This is a genomic window from Nocardia sp. NPDC004711, from assembly GCF_053601595.1.
This window is the reverse complement of the sequence record NZ_JBSGCB010000059.1, coordinates 16,430-31,817: the sequence shown is the minus strand read 5'-3', so window position 1 is coordinate 31,817 and position 15,388 is coordinate 16,430. Positions and strand designations below refer to the sequence as shown.

Below are 15,388 nucleotides of genomic sequence, written 5' to 3'. Positions count from 1 at the left end.
GTTCTTCGATCGGTGAATCAAGTAATGCCACCGGCAGGATCAGGGCAATGACCTGGTCAGGGCTGCGCCGAGGCGGTTGGCTTCGGCGCAAGGTTCGCCCTCGCCCGTTTGGACGCGCACATTGCGGACCGTGAACACGACGCTGCCGAAAGGGGCCGATGTTGCGACATAGCACCCCAGCTTGTTGGTGTCCTGCACCGATCGGTACACGATCACATCTCGGCCGTAGTACGCGGTCCTGCGCACATCCTGGTAGTGCCCGGGCGTGAGCTGATCATCCACTGTTTCGTCGGTGGCGGTGAGAACCAACTCGAAAGTCTGGTCGGCGGACTGCCACCTGCATGCCTGCCAGGTCGGGGCTGAAGTGGGCATACGTGTCTTGGATGCCGTATTCAAGCCGGCCGCAGCGAGGGCGGTTTCCGACATCGAGCACGCATCCCAGACAACACCGGCCGTGGAAACCGTAGTAACGGGAGGACTTCCAGGCGCGGCGGTGACAGGCGCGGGCGTGCCGGGTGGTGCTGTGGCCGCGGGTGTCGTGGCATCGTCGTCGACCGGGCCGGGTTGCGGTTGGGCCGATCCGGCGTCGGTGCGGGCCGTGGCGGTGGCAGCGGCGTTGGTCGCCGACATAGACCTGCTCGGAGTCTGCGAGCTGTCCACGGAGGCTGTGGTGCCGCATCCCGCGAGCAGGCCGGCTGCACCACACGCCACGATTGCGAAAAGAGTTCCGCTAGCTTTTCTCGCTATCTCGGAGTCCTTCGCCGCCAAGATTGATCGGCGCCTTCTGAGGGTTGGTCGAACATCCGGCCGCAAACGAGCGCGCGCCGAAAGTTGTTGAATATCCAGCCTGTTCGGACTCATGGCCATTTGGTCGGATGATCCCCTCATTCTGTTAGCAAGACTACCGCCCCCCAAAATTTGGGGCTCGCCACCAGCATTGCGATAGCGCTCACCAGCGTTCGTGACGCCAAGCTGACAGGACCATCACCCCCGGCGGGCGTCAGTCCGCGGGCTCCCAGGCGGCGACGAGCTCGAGCAGGCCGGGGAAGCGGGCTTCGAGGTCGTCGATGCGGACCTGGCTGCGGCGTTCGAGGCCGTATTGACGCTGGCGGGTCACACCAGCTTCGCGGAGCGCCTTGAAGTGGTGTGTCAGTGACGATTTCGGGCGGTCGATGCCGAACCAGCCGCAGGAGTGGTCGTAGGCCTCGGATTCGAGCAGCAATTTCTGGACGATGTGCAGCCGCAAAGGGTCACTGAGCGCGCCCATGACGGTCTCGAGTCGCAGTTCGTCGAGTCCGGGTTCTGGCAACGGATCCGGCATGACGGCCGGTTCCGCGGGGAGCGTGAACTTCGGCGCGGGGCGCTGCTTGGCCGGCATCGATGAACTCCTCACTGTCGACGCTTGTACGACTTTCATCGTACAGCATGCTATGTTCGACTTCGTTCGTACTAGTTCGAGTCGATTCGAACTTTGAGTGGAGGTAGTGGAAGTGGTTGCGACACAATCTCGCCCGGCACAGACTGCGGAGCCGATCGATCTCGGAATCGCAGCTCGCGTCGCCCCGACGTGGTGGATCTGGCTCGCGGCGTGGCCGGTGACCGCGGTCTTCGTGCTCTCGAACGCGGCGACGCCGCTGTATGTGCTGTGGCAGCGCGACTTCGGGTTCTCCAAGGGCATGATGACCGTGGTCTTCGCCTTCTACATCGTCGGTTTGCTCGGATCGCTGCTGGTGTCCGGCGTCGCCTCGGACCGGCTCGGCCGCAAAGCCGTGCTGATCCCGGCGCTGATCCTCGCGGCGGCCGCATGTCTGATCTTCGCCACCGCGCCGAGTGTGATCGCGCTGATGATCGCTCGCCTGCTGACCGGCATCGCGGTGGGCGCTGCGGTATCGGCGGGCATGGCAGCCGTGACCGATGTCGCCGGACCTGAGCGCAAGCACCTGGGCGCGCTCTTCGCCTCGACGGCGATGGTGCTGGGCGCAGGCGTCGGCCCGCTGCTGTCCGGCGTCCTGTCCGAAACCGTCCCGGCCCCGACCGTCACCGTCTTCCTGGTCGAGATCGCGCTGCTGGCAACCGCTTTCGTGACAGTGCTGCGGATGCCCGTCGGCCGTCCGGCGCACCGGGATGCGGGCTCATGGATCCGGGTACCCCGGGTGCCCCACGCGAACCGCCGTCAGCTCTTCCTCGGCATCGCGGTGTTCGCGCCCGGAATCACGGCCACCTCCTTCGTGCTGTCCCTCGGCCCGGCCCTGCTGTCCGGCCTGCTCGGCACGACGAGCCGAATCGTCGCCGGCGCCATGGCCTTCGCGATGTTCTTCACCGCCACCGCCGTCCAGTTCGCCGCCCGATCCCTGCCGCGCCCGGCGACGATGGCGATCTCCGCCACCGCGACCGCCCTCGCGATGCTCACCCTCGCGATCGCCGTCCACACCCAGTCGCCGACCTTCCTGATCGCCTCGGCGCTGCTCGCCGGGGCAGGCCAGGGCCTGGGCCAGCTGGGTGGGTTGTCCCTGCTCAACCACGCCGTCCCGGCCGCTCGATTGGCAGAAGCCAACGCGGCGTTCAATATCGGCGGCTACATCCCCGCCGGTCTACTGCCCGTCAGCGCCGGGTACCTGAGCGACCTCGTCGGCCTCTCGACCGGCGCGACGACCTTCGCACTGACCCTACTGGCGCTGTCGGTGCTGGCCGTCGCGGCAATCCTGCGTAATCGCCCTGCCCTCACTCCGGCCTGACCCACCGGCACGCCTTGGCGCACACACCATTTCCGATGTGTGCGCCGAGGCATGTTCGCCGTTCACGAGGGTGTGGGGATGGCTTGGGCTATGAGAAGCTTCACGGCGCGGTGGACCCGGGTGGTGTCGCCCGTCACCCACCAGTCCTGGATCAGGCCGCGCATACCCGAGATGAGCAGGGTGGCGGAGGCCTCGGGGTCGGGGATGGTGGGGTCGATTCGGCCGAGGGACTGGGTCATTGCGGTGATGAGCACCAGGATGGCGTCGGTCGCGTAGGCCTTGAACGGGCTGTTGGGGACAGTGGCCGCGCCGAGAACCTGGAGCAGCACCGGGAGACTGTTCGCGAACTGGCCTGCGGTGTTGATCGCGAAGGACGCCGAGAGTCGCTCGCGCAGAACCTCCGCCGAGTCGATGCCCGAGAACAGCGCGGCGATATCGGGCCGCTGGGTTTCCAAGGCGGCGACCAGCATTGCCTCTTTCGTTCCGAAGTAGTGGATCAGCATGCGGGAGCTGGTGCCCAGGTATTCCGCCAGCGGGCGCAGGGAGAGTTCGGCCAGGCCGTGCTCGGCGATGTAGGCGATGACGCCTTCGAGGAGCTGGGCGCGGCGGGCGTGGTCGAGTGGGCGGGGCACGGGTTGACTGTAGCGGGTGGTACAGGTATCTATGTCAGCATGAGTGTAACGACTGGTACAGAAACTCGCCGGGGCGTCGTGGTGACGGCAATGGCGGCAACCACCTGCCTGGGGGCCGACCTCGACACCACCTGGTCGCGACTACTGGCGGGGGACAGTGGGATCGGCACGCTCACAGACGATTTCGTCACCGGCAACGACCTGCCGGTGCGGATCGGCGGGCGGCTGGTCGCGCAGCCGGGGGAGCAGCTGACCCGGATCGAGCAGCGGCGGATGTCGTTCGTGCAGCAGCTGGCACTGGTACTGAGCCGGCAGGTCTGGCGGGAGGCGGGGACGCCCGGCGTCGAGGCGGAACGGCTGGCGGTCGCCGTGGGCACCGGGCTCGGCGGGGGCGAGGCACTGGTCAATGCCGTGGACCTGATGAAGACCGGGGGCTACCGGAAGGTGCCGCCCATGACGGTGCCCATGGTCATGCCCAACGGTTCGGCGGCCACCGTCGGATTGGAGATCGGCGCGAAAGGCGGTGTGTACGCGCCGGTTTCGGCCTGCGCCTCGGGCGCGGAGGCCATCGCGCACGGCTGGCGGCTGATCGCCACCGGCGAGGCCGACGTGGTGGTGGCGGGCGGCGTCGAGGGACACATCGACGCGGTGCCGATCGCCAGTTTCGCCATGATGCGGGCCATGAGCACCCGCAATGACGAACCCGAGCGCGCCTCACGGCCTTTCGACAGGGACCGGGACGGGTTCGTGTTCGGCGAGGCGGGCGCGCTGCTGGTGCTGGAGTCGGAAGCGCATGCGCGGGCGCGGGGTGCGCGGATGCTCGGCCGGGTCCTCGGCGCGGGCATCACCTCGGACGGCTACCACATCACCGGCACCGCGCCCGACGGCGACGGCGCCGCCCGCGCCATGCGCAAGGCCCTCGCCACGGCCGGCCTGACCGGCGCGGACATCGACCACATCAATGCCCACGCCACCGGCACCCAGGTCGGTGACGCCTCCGAGGCGAAGGCGATCATGACGGTCGCGCCACATGCCTCGGTGTACGCGCCCAAATCGGCCCTGGGCCACTCCATCGGCGCTGTCGGTGCCCTCGAAGCCATGCTCACTCTGCGCACGCTCAACGAGCAGATCGTCCCGCCCACACTGAATTTCGAGACCCCGGACCCGGATACCGAGCTGGATGTGGTGGCCGACAAGCCGCGCCATCAGGAACTCCGGTACGCGCTGAGCAACTCCTTCGGCTTCGGCGGCCACAATGTCACCCTCGCGCTGGGACGCGCCTGACCGATAGCCCTTGGGCCGCGGCCGGATTCGAGAGCTCAGGGCAACTTGTCCGTCTGGACACGCGGGTCCAGCTTGCGCAGCGTATCGGGGCGGTCGGTCAGGCACGGCCAATCCCGGCTCACCGCTTCGAGAGTCGCGTGACCCGCCGGAATGAGTGCGTCGGCGTCGGGGCGATCGGCGAGGGTGTCGCCCAGATGGTCACTGGCCGGGCGGTCGAGGGGCTGGATGACGGTGTTCGGCAGATCCAGCAGCACCGAGAGGATGTCCAGGCGGCCGGGCGGAATCAGCGCGCGGGCCGCGGCGAGAGCGGTGGCCGGGACGATGATGGTGTGGCCCGCGTCCGCGGTCGCCCATACCACCGATTGCACGTATGCCACGCGATGCGCCCAGGCGGTCAGCGCTGCGGTGTCGAACACGACGCCGCCCAGCGTCGGGGCGGCGGGGGTCATGCCGCGCCGGCGTGATCGCCGGGATCCTCCTTATCCGATAAGGGCGGCAACCCCTGCACGGCACGGGCGCGATTGATCAGATCCAGCGGCGGGCGGCCGCCGAGCGCGTTCTCCAGGCGGGCCAGCGATTCGGCCCGATCGACCCGGGCCTTCACGGATTCGGCGACGAACGCGGAGATCGAGGCGATGCGGCCGGTGCTGCGCCAATCGTCGAGGGTGGCAGCGATCTCCTCCGGCATCGTCACGGTGATCTTGCGGGTACGACGCGGTCTCGCCATACCGCGATGGTATCCCACGCATACCGGAAAACCCCTGGCGACCGCACGGAATTTACACACTGGCCTGCAAGTTCGGTGAAATCCGTCCTGCCCGCGCCTACCCCGGATTACACCGGTTCGGCCGCGATTTCGATCCGAAACTCGGAGCCGATCCTGGAGCGCACTGCCCGCAACTGCCCGGGCATATCGGAGACGGATCGCCCGATTCGAACCGCCGCGGAGAGCGCGCGCCGTGTATCAGCCTGGCGCTCCTGGGCCGTTCTCGGACGCAGTCCAACCACTGCCGACCTGGTCGCCAGTCGGCGTGTCGTGCTACCGACTCGCGGGCAGGTTTTGAGGTCCCGCAATCCATCAGCAACCACACGTACCGGGCTGCAACGACGAGAGGACCCAACTCGTGACCGCCGGACACACGCGCGAATGCCAATGGGCGGGAAAGGAGCACGGTGACCCGGCCGCCGCTGGCGAGGAATGACATCGGCCGGCTGGTGCCTAAAGGTTCGGAGCCCCACCTTTGAACGCGCGGGTCAAACAGCATCCGGATCAAAGCCGACTTCAATCCGGAATTCGGGCGTACGGAAGCGATGTCGGCAGGCCGCGAAGCGACGAGATCGTCACGCCACCGGATGCGGTTCCGGCACCGCCACCGCGGTGGCATCCCGATCGGCCCGCACCCCACGAAACGACGAATGCCGTTGCAGACCTTCCGCACTGACCTCCCGGTATTCGATGTCGGCCGGTCCGGATTCCACCTTCCTGGACCGGCTTTCGTCGTTTCCGGCGGTAGCAACGCGAGAGGGCCGAAAAGGACTCGGCCCCAGCCTGTTTGGCGTCGGCGCTTTCAAGCCGATAGGTTGACCGTGCGGATATGGACAGCTGTTGATGTGTCTCTGCAATTAGATGGTCGCCGCCGGTACGCCCCGCCATCGAATGCCCGGCGGCGGACCATGAGAGCCACTTCTCCGGTGAGACGTCCCCGGCTACAGCATTTCGGCGTACATGTGGCCGTCGAGGATTCCGAACTCGATCCGGCAGGGGAACGCCGACGGGTGCCCGGCCGCAACAGCGTGCAGGTTTCCCCCGATGACGGTGGTCGCCCAGTTTCGCAGCTGCTCGGGTAGCTGGTAGCGCGCGCCGTTGGTTGCCCGCAGATACAGGGTGTCGGCGCCGGCGGGGTCGTGGATGCCGACGGCGGCGACGTCGAGGATCATCCCTATCTGCTGCGGCGTGGCGATCATGGGTGGCTCGAGTGGTGTCATGCCAGGAAGATAATGCTGGTAGCGGGCGGTGCGGGCTGCTCTGGCCGATGCGGTCCGATACGTCCGGGTCGGTCTCGGCTTCCGGCTGAACGCACCGAGACCTGCTGCAGCTGTCGCACCCGGAGACCGGTCAGGACGAGCGGCGCCACCTGTTCGACTGGATCTGCCACCGCGACGCATCCCTCGACGGCCTGCGCCTGATCGAGGGCTTCGAGCGCGCCCAGACCGCGCCGGCGCAGCAGATCCCCGAGCTCGTCCGCGAGTACCGGCTGTCGTGGGAGATGCTGCCCGACGAGGCACTCAACGACCCGCACGGGTGGGAAGCGCTGCGGCACAACGGGATGCCGCAGACCGCGCTGATGCGCCAGCTGCCGCGCCTTACCCGCCTGGGCCTGCTGTCGCCGCTCGGCAGCCACGCGAACGAGGTCGCCGCGCGACTGGCCAACCCGGAGCGCATGCGGAACGCGCGCGTGCACCCGGTGAATGTCCTTGTCGCGCAGCGCACCTACGCCTCCGGTCGCTCCGCGCGGGGCGAAGGCACGTGGGAGCCGTCGCGCCCTATCGTCGATGCCCTCGACGGGGCGTTCTACGCAGCGTTCGAGGCAGTCGAGCCCGGATTCGACTCGGCGGTCCCGACATTGCTCGCGGACTTCGCTCGTGGTCTCTGACGGTCGCGCCGGGCAAGCGCGCGAACACCATCGGCTCGGTCAGGAGACAGACCGCCTCGGTGAGCAAAACACCGCTCGGCCCGCAACGCACTCATTCGCGCGTTGCGGGCCGAGAATCCGATCATTTGGACGTACGCGGCTCTTGCGAAGGCCGTCGGGTGCAGTCAGGAACTGATCGAGGCAATCGTTAACCGGCGCGTTCCCTCGGGCTGGCTGGCTAAGCCGCTGACCCAGGTCGGTGACCTCGTGCAGGGCGCGTACACCAAGCTGCGCGGCGGCGATACCTCCGGGGTGCCCGACTTGCAGACTCGATCGACTCGATCGAGGCGCAGGCGAAGGGCGCGGGCGACGCGATCGACGAGCCCGCCAATACCGACCCAACTCCGTACCGAACTAACTGTCGGAACCGTTCCCGTCCGACATCCGGGCGGTAATTCGAAAGGAGACCCTAATGCGCGACGCCGACGGCCATCCCATCTTCTCTCGATGCCTCGCCTGCACCAACCGCATCCACTGGGTGGAATGCCCGACCGGCGGGTGGTGGAAGCACGACAGGCATCCCGGCGACGACCACGACGCGGTCTCGCCGCTGCGTGTGCTGGAAGAGAGGGACGACAGCGGCAACTATGTGGTCGTGGGAACCACCATATGACCACGCCCCTCCGTTGAGCACCGCCTGGGTCATCTCCGAACCCCGGGGTCTGAGTGCTGTAAAAGCCCTGATCGCATCGAATTTGGCGGTGTTTTTGTGATTGACAGGGGCGTGTTCCCTGAGGAACGCAGCGGTACCGCAGGATTTGAGTGGAAATCGACTGTCGATGTCTCCCCGGATCGAGATTTTCCACTCGGCGGTGCCGGTGACCTTCGGGCCGTCGACCCGGCCACGCGAGCTGACATCGCCGTGAGACGCACTACCCGTTCCCGGGTCATCCCGCACGAGAACCGGTCATTCGGATTGCGCTGATCCGAAACCTGCCGGTCAGGCGCGGATCCGAGTTCGATACGGTGGAGTGTGCCCACGGCCGTGGGCGTCGCCGCAATTCTCCAGTCAAGAGGGCAGAACTAGATGGATCAGAGTTCGATCGCGTGGGCCGACGGTGCGCTCGTCACCATCGACCAGCGGGCGTTGCCGCACGAGGTGCGGGAGCTTCGGATCACGACGGTCGACGAGGTCATCGATGCGATCAAGACTCTGGCCGTGCGTGGCGCGCCGGCGATCGGCGTGTGCGGCGCGTTCGGTGTGGTGATCGCGGCCCGTGCCGCCACCACCGACGGCGTGGTCGACGCCGGGCGGGTCGAGGCCGAGGCCGCGCGGATCGCGGACGCCCGGCCGACCGCGGTGAATCTGGCCTGGGGTGTGCAGCGCACGCTGGCCAAGCTTCCCGAGGGGCTGCAGGCCATGCTCGACGAAGCCCTCGACATGCTGGCCGAGGACGGGCGGGTGAATCTGGCCGCCGCCACCGCGGCCGCCGATCTGATCCAGCGGCTGTGCGCGGACCGCCCGCTGCGGCTGCTCACCCACTGCAACACCGGCCGCCTGGCCACCACCGCGTGGGGGACCGCCATCGGCGCGCTGCGGGTGCTGCATCAGCGGGGCGCGCTCGCCGAGGTGATCGTGGACGAGACCCGCCCGCTGCTGCAGGGCGCGCGCCTGACCGCGTGGGAGATGGCCGAAGCCGGTATCCCGCACCGGCTCACCATCGATTCCGCCGCCGCGTGGGCCATGGCCACCGAGCAGGTGGACGCCGTGGTCGTGGGCGCGGACCGGATCACCGCCGACGGGTCGGTCGCCAACAAGATCGGCACCTACATGCTGGCCATCGCGGCGCAGCACCACGGTATTCCGTTCATCGTGGTCGCACCCGAGTCGACGCGGGACATCTCCACCGCGAAGGGCTCCGACATCGTGGTGGAGCAGCGCGCCGCGGCCGAGGTGACCGGATTCGGTGGTATCGCAACGGCTCCCGAGGGCACAAAGACGTTCAACCCGGCCTTCGACGTCACCCCGGCCGAGCTGGTGACCGCCGTGGTCACCGAGTTCGGGGTGCTCGAGGACCCGGCGGCCGCGCGGACTTCCGCGTCGGCGGCCGCCACCCCGAAGTCTGCGGCGGGCGCGGAGATCGCGGAGATCGCGCGCGGCCTGTATGCCAGCGGCTGGATGCCCGGCACGGCCGGCAATATCTCTGTGCGCCAGGGCGATACGGCCCTCGTCACCGCCAGCGGGTTGTCGAAGGGCGAGCTCACCGCCTCCGACATGGTGACCGTCGCCGTGGTCGACTCCGAGCCCGTCGACGCTTCCGGCCGCAAGCCCTCGGCGGAGACCACCATCCACACCGCCGTCTACCGCACCCGCGGCGCCGACGCGGTGGTGCACGTGCACCCGCCGCACGCCACGGCCGTCTCGATCACGACGGCCGGATCAGGCGTCACCACCGCGCGTTTCGCGGGCTACGAGCTCATCAAGGGCCTCGGCTCGGCCCGCCCGGATGTCATCGACATCCCCGTGTTCCCGAACCATGCCGATGTCCCGCAGATCGGCGCGGATATCGAGAAGTACCTGACCGAGCATCCGGAGGCCCCGCCGGTGCTGTTCATCGCCGGGCACGGCATCACCGCCTGGGGTTCGAGCCTGGCGCAGGCACGCGATCGCGCGGAGTGCCTCGAGGCCATGTGCCAGCTGACCACCCTGACCGGACACCGAGAGATTCCGGTGGGCGACCATGTATGAACTGAATACAGCGTTCCGAGAAAGGAACCTCCCATGACCCTGTTGCAGATCATGTCCGCCAAGGACGCCGGTGATGTGGTGCTGCGCACCGACGATGACGCGGCGATCGCCGCCGAGCTGGCCAAGCGCGGCATCACCTTCGAGCGCTGGCCGCTGCTGGAGGGTTTCAGCGCCGCCACCACCACCGAGCAGCTGCTGGCCGAATATCAGGGCCGCATAGACGAATTGAATGCCGACGGCCGCTACAAGTTCATCGACGTGGCGCGCATCCACCCCGACGACAGCGATCCGGAGTGGCCCGTCAAGGCGGTCGCCGCCCGCACCAAGTTCCTGGACGAGCACCGCCACGCCGAAGACGAGGTCCGCTTCTTCGCGGCCGGCGCGGGCTGCTTCTATCTGCACCTGGGCGATGAGGTGCTGGCCACCGTGTGCACCGCGGGCGATCTGGTCTCGGTGCCGGCGGGCACCCTGCACTGGTTCGACATGGGCACCCGGCCGGAGTTCGTGGCCGTGCGCTTCTTCGAGGAAGAGGACGGCTGGATCGGCGATTTCACCGGCGACAAGATCTCGTCCGGCTTCCCGACCCTCGACGAACTGCTGGCACCGGCATGATCAAGGCGGTCGTGCTCGATATCGAGGGAACCACCAGCCCGACCAGTTCGGTGCGGGAGGACCTCTACGGCTACACCCGCGACCGGCTCCCGGCCTGGCTGGCCGAGAACCTCGGCGGCGCAGCGGATCCCATCCTCGAGGCCACCCGCGCCCAGGCGAACCGCCCCGACGCCGACGCCGCCGAGGTGGCCCGGATCCTCATCGAGTGGCTCAATACCGACGTGAAGTCCGAGCCGCTCAAGGCCGCCCAGGGCATCATCTGCGCCGAGGGCTTCCGCAACGGGTCCCTGCACGGCGAGTTCTTCCCCGACGTGCCGTCGGTGCTGCGTGCCTGGCGCGACGCCGGTCTGGAGCTCTACATCTACTCCTCGGGTTCGGTTCGCAACCAGAAGGATTGGTTCGCGTTCGCCCGGGGCGGCGATCTGTCCCCGCTGATCAGCGGCCACTTCGACCTGTCCACCGCGGGCCCGAAGCGCGAAGCCTCCTCCTACGAGAAGATCGCGAGCGCCATCGGCGTCCCCGCCGACCAGATCCTGTTCCTGTCCGACCACCCCGACGAAGTCGACGCCGCCGTGGCGGCCGGCTGGCAGGCGATCGGCGTCACCCGCCCGGGCGAGCCGAACAGCCCGCGCGGTCCGCACCGCTGGGTCGGCGACTTCGCCGATGTCGTGCCCAACTGACCTGCCGCACAAGCGAAGACGAGGCGAGCCCGTCCGGATTTCTCCGGGCGGGCTCGCCTCGCGTTCGGGACAGCTGTCAGCGCACGCCGGCGGTGGCAGCCCGGTCGATGAGGTACTCGACCAGCGTCATCAGCACGTTCTTACACGAGCCGCGGTCGCGGGCGTCGCACAGCAGCACCGGGATTCGCTCGTCCAGGTCGAGCGCGTCGCGCACCTCGGCCGGGGTGTACAGGGGCGCGCCCTCGAAACAGTTGACGGCCACCGTGAAAGCGACGCCGCGGCGTTCGAAGAAGTCGATCGCCGCGAACGAGCCCTCCAGGCGGCGGGTGTCGGCCAGCACGACCGCGCCCAGCGCACCGCGCGCCAGTTCGTCCCACAGGAACCAGAAGCGGTCCTGGCCGGGCGTGCCGAACAGGTAGAGCACCAGGTTCTGGTCGATGGTGATACGACCGAAGTCCAGCGCCACCGTGGTGGTGGTCTTGCCCTCGACGCCGCGCAGATCGTCGACGCCGGCGGACAATTCGGTAATGAGTTCTTCGGTGCGGAGCGGAGTGATCTCGCTGATCGCCCCCACCATCGTTGTCTTGCCCACGCCGAAGCCGCCCGCGATGAGGATCTTCACCGAGGCGGCCATGGGCTGGGCGGTATCAGAGTTTTCGAATGCCATCGAGTACCGCTCGCAGAATGTTGAGGTCACCGGGCGCGGCCTCGGGGGAGGCCGGGGCCCGGAAGTTGAGGATGTTGTCTGAAATCAGGTCCCCCACCAGGATTTTGGTCACCGCCAGCGGCAGCCGCAGGGCGGCCGAGACCTCGGCCACCGACAGCGGCAGCCGGCACAACCGGACGATTTCCGCATACTCCGGTTCGACACGACGCAGCGGTGGGGCGGCATTGGGTACCACCACCACCGTGAGCATGTCCAGATCGTGCCCCGCTCCCATGGTTCGGCCACCGGTCCGTGCGTAGGGACGCACGAGCGGACCGGCCGCGTCATCGAACCACTGTTCCCCCGGCCCCGGCCTCATGACAGTCGGGGGTTGCCTTGTCCGGCCAGATTGTGGCGCGGGGTGGTGGACAGGTAGTTGCCTACGCGCTGCACGGTCAGGTTCATCTCGTAGGCGACCATGCCGAGGTTGGCCTGTTCGGTGGCCTGCAGCGCGAGGCAGGCATGGCTGCCTGCGGCGGTCACGAACAGCACCGCGCGCTCGAGTTCGATGACCGCCTGGCGGACGCCGCCGCCGTCGAATCTGCCTCCGGCGCTGCGCGCCAGGCCGTAGAGGGTGGAGGACATGGCACCGAAGTGCTCCGCGTCCTCGCGGCTCATGGCGGAGGAGCGGCCCAGCAGCAGCCCGTCGGTGGAGTGCACCACCGCGTGACGGACGCCTGCGAGCCGGTCGACCAGATCATCGAGTAGCCAGTTGAGATCACCAGCGTTTGAGGTGGTCACCGTCGCCTTCCTGTCGTTCCGACTGTGTGCCTTCGTAGAAGGCCTGGGACTCAGGCCCGAACGAACCGGGGTCGGCCTGGCGGCCCTGCCTGGTTCCGTTTTCGATGGCGGAGAAAAGGTCTCGGGCCTGCTCGGCCGTGCGGGTGGCCTGGACCGCCGACTCGGGGGCCGACTGCTCCTGCGCCAATTCCGGTGCGAGACTTGCCTGCCGGCGCCTACGCGGGAGCGCGGGCCGGGCGTCGGAGCCAGTGTAATGGGAGCGCCCGAATTCGCGAGACCGGAAACCGTTTTCCACCGGCGGGACGGGTTCGGCCGGCGGATTCGGGTTCGGCCGCGGGTTGGTCGGCGGGTCGAACGGCGTTGCGGCTCCGAAGGACATGACCGGCGGCACCTGCGAGCCCGTGGACGGCCCGAACGGCTCGCGCTGGGGCGCGACCGGGGCCACCGGCGCGCTGGGCGCGACGGGCGGTTCCGGTGCGGCCGGGGGTGTGTAGGACTCGTAGCCGACGATGGGCAGCTCGTAGCTCGAGATCATCGACGCGGGGACCGCCGGCGCCGCGGGGAGCTGCGGCAGCGCGGCCACCGCCAGCGAGGCCGCGGACGGCTCGGCGGCGTCCAGCTGCCGCGGCACCACCGGGATCTCGCCGGTGCGGCCGGAGGGCTGCACGACCACGATGTTGGGCACCAGCACGATGGCCCGCACGCCGCCGTAGTCGGATTCGGTGAGCCGCACCGAGATCCCGTTACGGGCCGCCAGCTGGGCGACCACGAAGCGGCCGAGGCGGAAATCGTCGGGCAGCATGGCGACACCGAAATCGGGTGCGTCGCGGAGGATCTCGTTGATCCGCGCCAGCTCCTGCTCGGGCATACCCATGCCCTGGTCGATCACCTCGATCGCGACACCCTTGCCGACCACATTGCCGCGCACCTCGACCTGCGACTGTGGCGGCGAGAAGTGGGCGGCATTGTCGACGAGTTCGGCGAGCAGGTGCACGAGGTCGGCGACCGCGCTGCCCGCGATGGACACGTCGGGCAGCCGCGCGATCTTGACGCGGGTGTAGTCGAGGGTCTCGCCGACGGCCGAGCGCACGATCTCGAGCAGCTGCACCGGATTACGCCACTGGCGGCCGGGCTGACCGCCCGCGAGAATGATCAGGTTCTCGGCGTTGCGGCGTTCGCGGGTGGCCAGGTGGTCGAGGCGGAAGTAGATGTCGAGCAGCGCCGGATCCTCCTGCGACGACTCCGCGGCGTCGAGGATCTCCAGCTGGCGGTGCACGATGACCTGGCTGCGGTGGGCGATATTGAGGAACATCGCCTTGACGCCCTCACGGGTGCGGGCCTCGGTGACGGCGGCCGTCACGGCGGCGGCGTGGGCGTGGGTGAACGCCTTTGCCACCTGGCCGATCTCGTCGTGGCCGAAGTCCAGCACCGCGGCCTCGGCGGCGATGTCGACCGGCTGGCCCGTGCGCAGCTTGGCCATGATCTCGGGCAGCCGCTCGTCGGCCAGCACCAGCGTCTCGTTGCGCAGGCCCTTGAGGCGGCGGATGATCCGGTTCGCGAGCACCAGCGACACCAGGAAGGCCAGCCCGGACACCGCCAGCATGCCGCCGCCGGCGAGTGCGGAGTTGCGGGAATTGCTGTCGGCCACATCGGCGGCCATCTTCTCGTTGTGGCGGCTCATCTTCTCCCACAGGTGCAGGATCTGGGTGTTGAGCCGGGCAACGGTGTCGCGCCACTCCTGCGGGGTGAACGTCAGCGGTGCGACCTGCGGAGCGGCACCGGGTTTCGCGGGCGGCACGGTCATGGGATCGAGTGCCCGCGAGAGCAGCACGTTCTCCATCATGACGATCTTCGTCCAGTCCGGATCGTTCATGAGGGCCTGCATGTCGACGTCACCGTTGGTGCCGTCACCGCCGGCCAGCACGCCGAGGTTCACCCGGTAGGTGCCTGCCACGCGCGAGAATTCGATGGCCAGCTCGGGCGGCAGGGCGCCGCCGGCGAGCAGGACCTCGCCGACCGCGGCCTCGCGGGAGAGCATCTCGGCGGACTGCACGACCTGCAGGCCGTTGGCGACCTCCAGAGCGACTTCGGAACTGGGCGCGGTGTCGGCGACGATGCGGGTGCCGATCCAGACGAACTCGAGCAGCTTGCCGTAGAAGTAGTAGACGTCGGAGACCGACACCGCACTGGTGTCGATCTGGGTGCGCAGACCTGCCAGCTGGCGGGTCAGGGTGAGCAGCCCGCCGACGTCCCCGGTGACGGATTTCGGGCCGACCTTCTCCATGGCGGCGCTGACCGGGGCCATGCCCTGCAACGCGGTGTCGAGACGGGTGCGCGCCTGCGCCAACGACTTCGGATTCGCGTCATCGCCGCCACCCATCTGGGCGAGAGAGAGCTGGCGCTCCTGCTCCACCGCGGCGATCACTTCTCCGGTGGGCGGTCCCGCGGCGGACAACGCGTCCGCCCAATCCCGCGCGTGCTTGCCCTCGACCACCAGGTACCCCGCGCCACCCACGCCGATCACGAGCAGCGCCAGGCTCGGGACGAGTGCGATGGCGAGCACGCGGGTCCGGACCCCGAGCCTCGCTCTGAACATCGGGCAAAGGTAACGGGGCG

General features: G+C 68.4%; 17 protein-coding genes. 7 read left to right on the top strand and 10 right to left on the bottom strand.

Annotation, left to right across the window (positions count from 1 at the left end; genetic code table 11):
• Positions 1-39 precede the first annotated feature (39 nt).
• Complete coding sequence (locus ACWEKS_RS39740; RefSeq protein WP_452344874.1) at positions 40-630, bottom strand: DUF3558 family protein; 591 nt, start codon at positions 628-630, stop codon at positions 40-42.
• A 370-nt stretch (positions 631-1,000) separates the two neighbouring features.
• Entirely contained in the window at positions 1,001-1,378 is a 378-nt protein-coding gene (locus ACWEKS_RS39735; RefSeq protein WP_452344873.1) for an ArsR/SmtB family transcription factor, read from the bottom strand.
• 112 nt (positions 1,379-1,490) lie between these two features.
• Between ACWEKS_RS39735 and ACWEKS_RS39730 the strand changes: the two genes are divergently transcribed.
• Positions 1,491-2,735, top strand: a complete 1,245-nt coding sequence (locus ACWEKS_RS39730; protein WP_452344872.1) for an MFS transporter — start codon at positions 1,491-1,493, stop codon at positions 2,733-2,735.
• A 62-nt stretch (positions 2,736-2,797) separates the two neighbouring features.
• Here the strand turns inward: ACWEKS_RS39730 and ACWEKS_RS39725 are convergent, their stop codons facing one another.
• The gene (locus ACWEKS_RS39725) at positions 2,798-3,367 is read right to left on the bottom strand and encodes a TetR/AcrR family transcriptional regulator (RefSeq protein WP_452344871.1); all 570 of its coding nucleotides are present in this window, start codon (positions 3,365-3,367) and stop codon (positions 2,798-2,800) included.
• A gap of 39 nt (positions 3,368-3,406) precedes the next feature.
• Between ACWEKS_RS39725 and ACWEKS_RS39720 the strand changes: the two genes are divergently transcribed.
• Positions 3,407-4,651, top strand: a complete 1,245-nt coding sequence (locus ACWEKS_RS39720; protein WP_452344870.1) for a KasA/KasB family beta-ketoacyl-ACP synthase — start codon at positions 3,407-3,409, stop codon at positions 4,649-4,651.
• 35 nt (positions 4,652-4,686) lie between these two features.
• Here the strand turns inward: ACWEKS_RS39720 and ACWEKS_RS39715 are convergent, their stop codons facing one another.
• The 3 genes from ACWEKS_RS39715 to ACWEKS_RS39705 form a co-directional block, all read right to left on the bottom strand.
• Entirely contained in the window at positions 4,687-5,100 is a 414-nt protein-coding gene (locus ACWEKS_RS39715) for a hypothetical protein (RefSeq protein ID WP_033091132.1), read from the bottom strand.
• Positions 5,097-5,378, bottom strand: coding sequence for a ribbon-helix-helix domain-containing protein (locus ACWEKS_RS39710; protein WP_354832698.1), 282 nt, complete (start codon positions 5,376-5,378; stop codon positions 5,097-5,099). The genes ACWEKS_RS39715 and ACWEKS_RS39710 overlap by 4 nt, the downstream gene beginning before the upstream one ends.
• A gap of 980 nt (positions 5,379-6,358) precedes the next feature.
• Entirely contained in the window at positions 6,359-6,637 is a 279-nt protein-coding gene (locus ACWEKS_RS39705) for a hypothetical protein (RefSeq protein WP_452344869.1), read from the bottom strand.
• A 281-nt stretch (positions 6,638-6,918) separates the two neighbouring features.
• On the opposite strand from ACWEKS_RS39705, the gene ACWEKS_RS39700 reads away from it, so the two are divergent.
• The 5 genes from ACWEKS_RS39700 (at position 6,919) to mtnC (ending at position 11,325) form a co-directional block, all read left to right on the top strand.
• The gene (locus ACWEKS_RS39700) at positions 6,919-7,305 is read left to right on the top strand and encodes a TROVE domain-containing protein (RefSeq protein ID WP_452344868.1); all 387 of its coding nucleotides are present in this window, start codon (positions 6,919-6,921) and stop codon (positions 7,303-7,305) included.
• 451 nt (positions 7,306-7,756) lie between these two features.
• A complete protein-coding gene (locus ACWEKS_RS39695; protein ID WP_452344867.1) occupies positions 7,757-7,957 on the top strand; it encodes a hypothetical protein in 201 nt (66 codons plus the stop codon).
• Between the two features lie 414 nt (positions 7,958-8,371).
• Positions 8,372-10,033 (top strand): S-methyl-5-thioribose-1-phosphate isomerase, encoded by a 1,662-nt coding sequence (gene mtnA / locus ACWEKS_RS39690; RefSeq protein ID WP_452344866.1) that lies wholly within the window; start codon positions 8,372-8,374, stop codon positions 10,031-10,033.
• Between the two features lie 33 nt (positions 10,034-10,066).
• Positions 10,067-10,645 (top strand): 1,2-dihydroxy-3-keto-5-methylthiopentene dioxygenase, encoded by a 579-nt coding sequence (locus tag ACWEKS_RS39685; protein ID WP_452344865.1) that lies wholly within the window; start codon positions 10,067-10,069, stop codon positions 10,643-10,645.
• Entirely contained in the window at positions 10,642-11,325 is a 684-nt protein-coding gene (gene mtnC, locus ACWEKS_RS39680) for an acireductone synthase (RefSeq protein ID WP_452344864.1), read from the top strand. Before ACWEKS_RS39685 ends, mtnC begins: the two co-directional genes overlap by 4 nt.
• A gap of 76 nt (positions 11,326-11,401) precedes the next feature.
• Here the strand turns inward: mtnC and ACWEKS_RS39675 are convergent, their stop codons facing one another.
• The 4 genes from ACWEKS_RS39675 to ACWEKS_RS39660 are packed head-to-tail and all read right to left on the bottom strand — an operon-like array spanning position 11,402 to position 15,368.
• Positions 11,402-11,992 (bottom strand): GTP-binding protein, encoded by a 591-nt coding sequence (locus ACWEKS_RS39675; protein ID WP_354832684.1) that lies wholly within the window; start codon positions 11,990-11,992, stop codon positions 11,402-11,404.
• Positions 11,973-12,350, bottom strand: a complete 378-nt coding sequence (locus ACWEKS_RS39670; protein ID WP_354832682.1) for a DUF742 domain-containing protein — start codon at positions 12,348-12,350, stop codon at positions 11,973-11,975. The genes ACWEKS_RS39675 and ACWEKS_RS39670 overlap by 20 nt, the downstream gene beginning before the upstream one ends.
• Positions 12,347-12,772 (bottom strand): roadblock/LC7 domain-containing protein, encoded by a 426-nt coding sequence (locus tag ACWEKS_RS39665; RefSeq protein WP_040857697.1) that lies wholly within the window; start codon positions 12,770-12,772, stop codon positions 12,347-12,349. Before ACWEKS_RS39665 ends, ACWEKS_RS39670 begins: the two co-directional genes overlap by 4 nt.
• Positions 12,750-15,368: a sensor histidine kinase gene (locus ACWEKS_RS39660; RefSeq protein ID WP_452344863.1), complete on the bottom strand. Its 2,619-nt coding sequence runs from the start codon at positions 15,366-15,368 to the stop codon at positions 12,750-12,752. Before ACWEKS_RS39660 ends, ACWEKS_RS39665 begins: the two co-directional genes overlap by 23 nt.
• Positions 15,369-15,388 lie beyond the last annotated feature (20 nt).

Coding starts and splice junctions, on each gene's coding strand:
- ACWEKS_RS39670 (WP_354832682.1), bottom strand. CDS start 12,350: ATGAGGCCGGGGCCGGGGGAACAGTGGTTCGATGACGCGGCCGGTCCG.
- ACWEKS_RS39710 (WP_354832698.1), bottom strand. CDS start 5,378: ATGGCGAGACCGCGTCGTACCCGCAAGATCACCGTGACGATGCCGGAG.
- ACWEKS_RS39675 (WP_354832684.1), bottom strand. CDS start 11,992: ATGGCATTCGAAAACTCTGATACCGCCCAGCCCATGGCCGCCTCGGTG.
- ACWEKS_RS39735 (WP_452344873.1), bottom strand. CDS start 1,378: ATGCCGGCCAAGCAGCGCCCCGCGCCGAAGTTCACGCTCCCCGCGGAA.
- ACWEKS_RS39720 (WP_452344870.1), top strand. CDS start 3,407: ATGAGTGTAACGACTGGTACAGAAACTCGCCGGGGCGTCGTGGTGACG.
- ACWEKS_RS39740 (WP_452344874.1), bottom strand. CDS start 630: ATGTCGGCGACCAACGCCGCTGCCACCGCCACGGCCCGCACCGACGCC.
- ACWEKS_RS39700 (WP_452344868.1), top strand. CDS start 6,919: ATGCTGCCCGACGAGGCACTCAACGACCCGCACGGGTGGGAAGCGCTG.
- mtnA (WP_452344866.1), top strand. CDS start 8,372: ATGGATCAGAGTTCGATCGCGTGGGCCGACGGTGCGCTCGTCACCATC.
- ACWEKS_RS39705 (WP_452344869.1), bottom strand. CDS start 6,637: ATGACACCACTCGAGCCACCCATGATCGCCACGCCGCAGCAGATAGGG.
- ACWEKS_RS39660 (WP_452344863.1), bottom strand. CDS start 15,368: ATGTTCAGAGCGAGGCTCGGGGTCCGGACCCGCGTGCTCGCCATCGCA.
- ACWEKS_RS39695 (WP_452344867.1), top strand. CDS start 7,757: ATGCGCGACGCCGACGGCCATCCCATCTTCTCTCGATGCCTCGCCTGC.
- ACWEKS_RS39685 (WP_452344865.1), top strand. CDS start 10,067: ATGACCCTGTTGCAGATCATGTCCGCCAAGGACGCCGGTGATGTGGTG.
- ACWEKS_RS39715 (WP_033091132.1), bottom strand. CDS start 5,100: ATGACCCCCGCCGCCCCGACGCTGGGCGGCGTCGTGTTCGACACCGCA.
- mtnC (WP_452344864.1), top strand. CDS start 10,642: ATGATCAAGGCGGTCGTGCTCGATATCGAGGGAACCACCAGCCCGACC.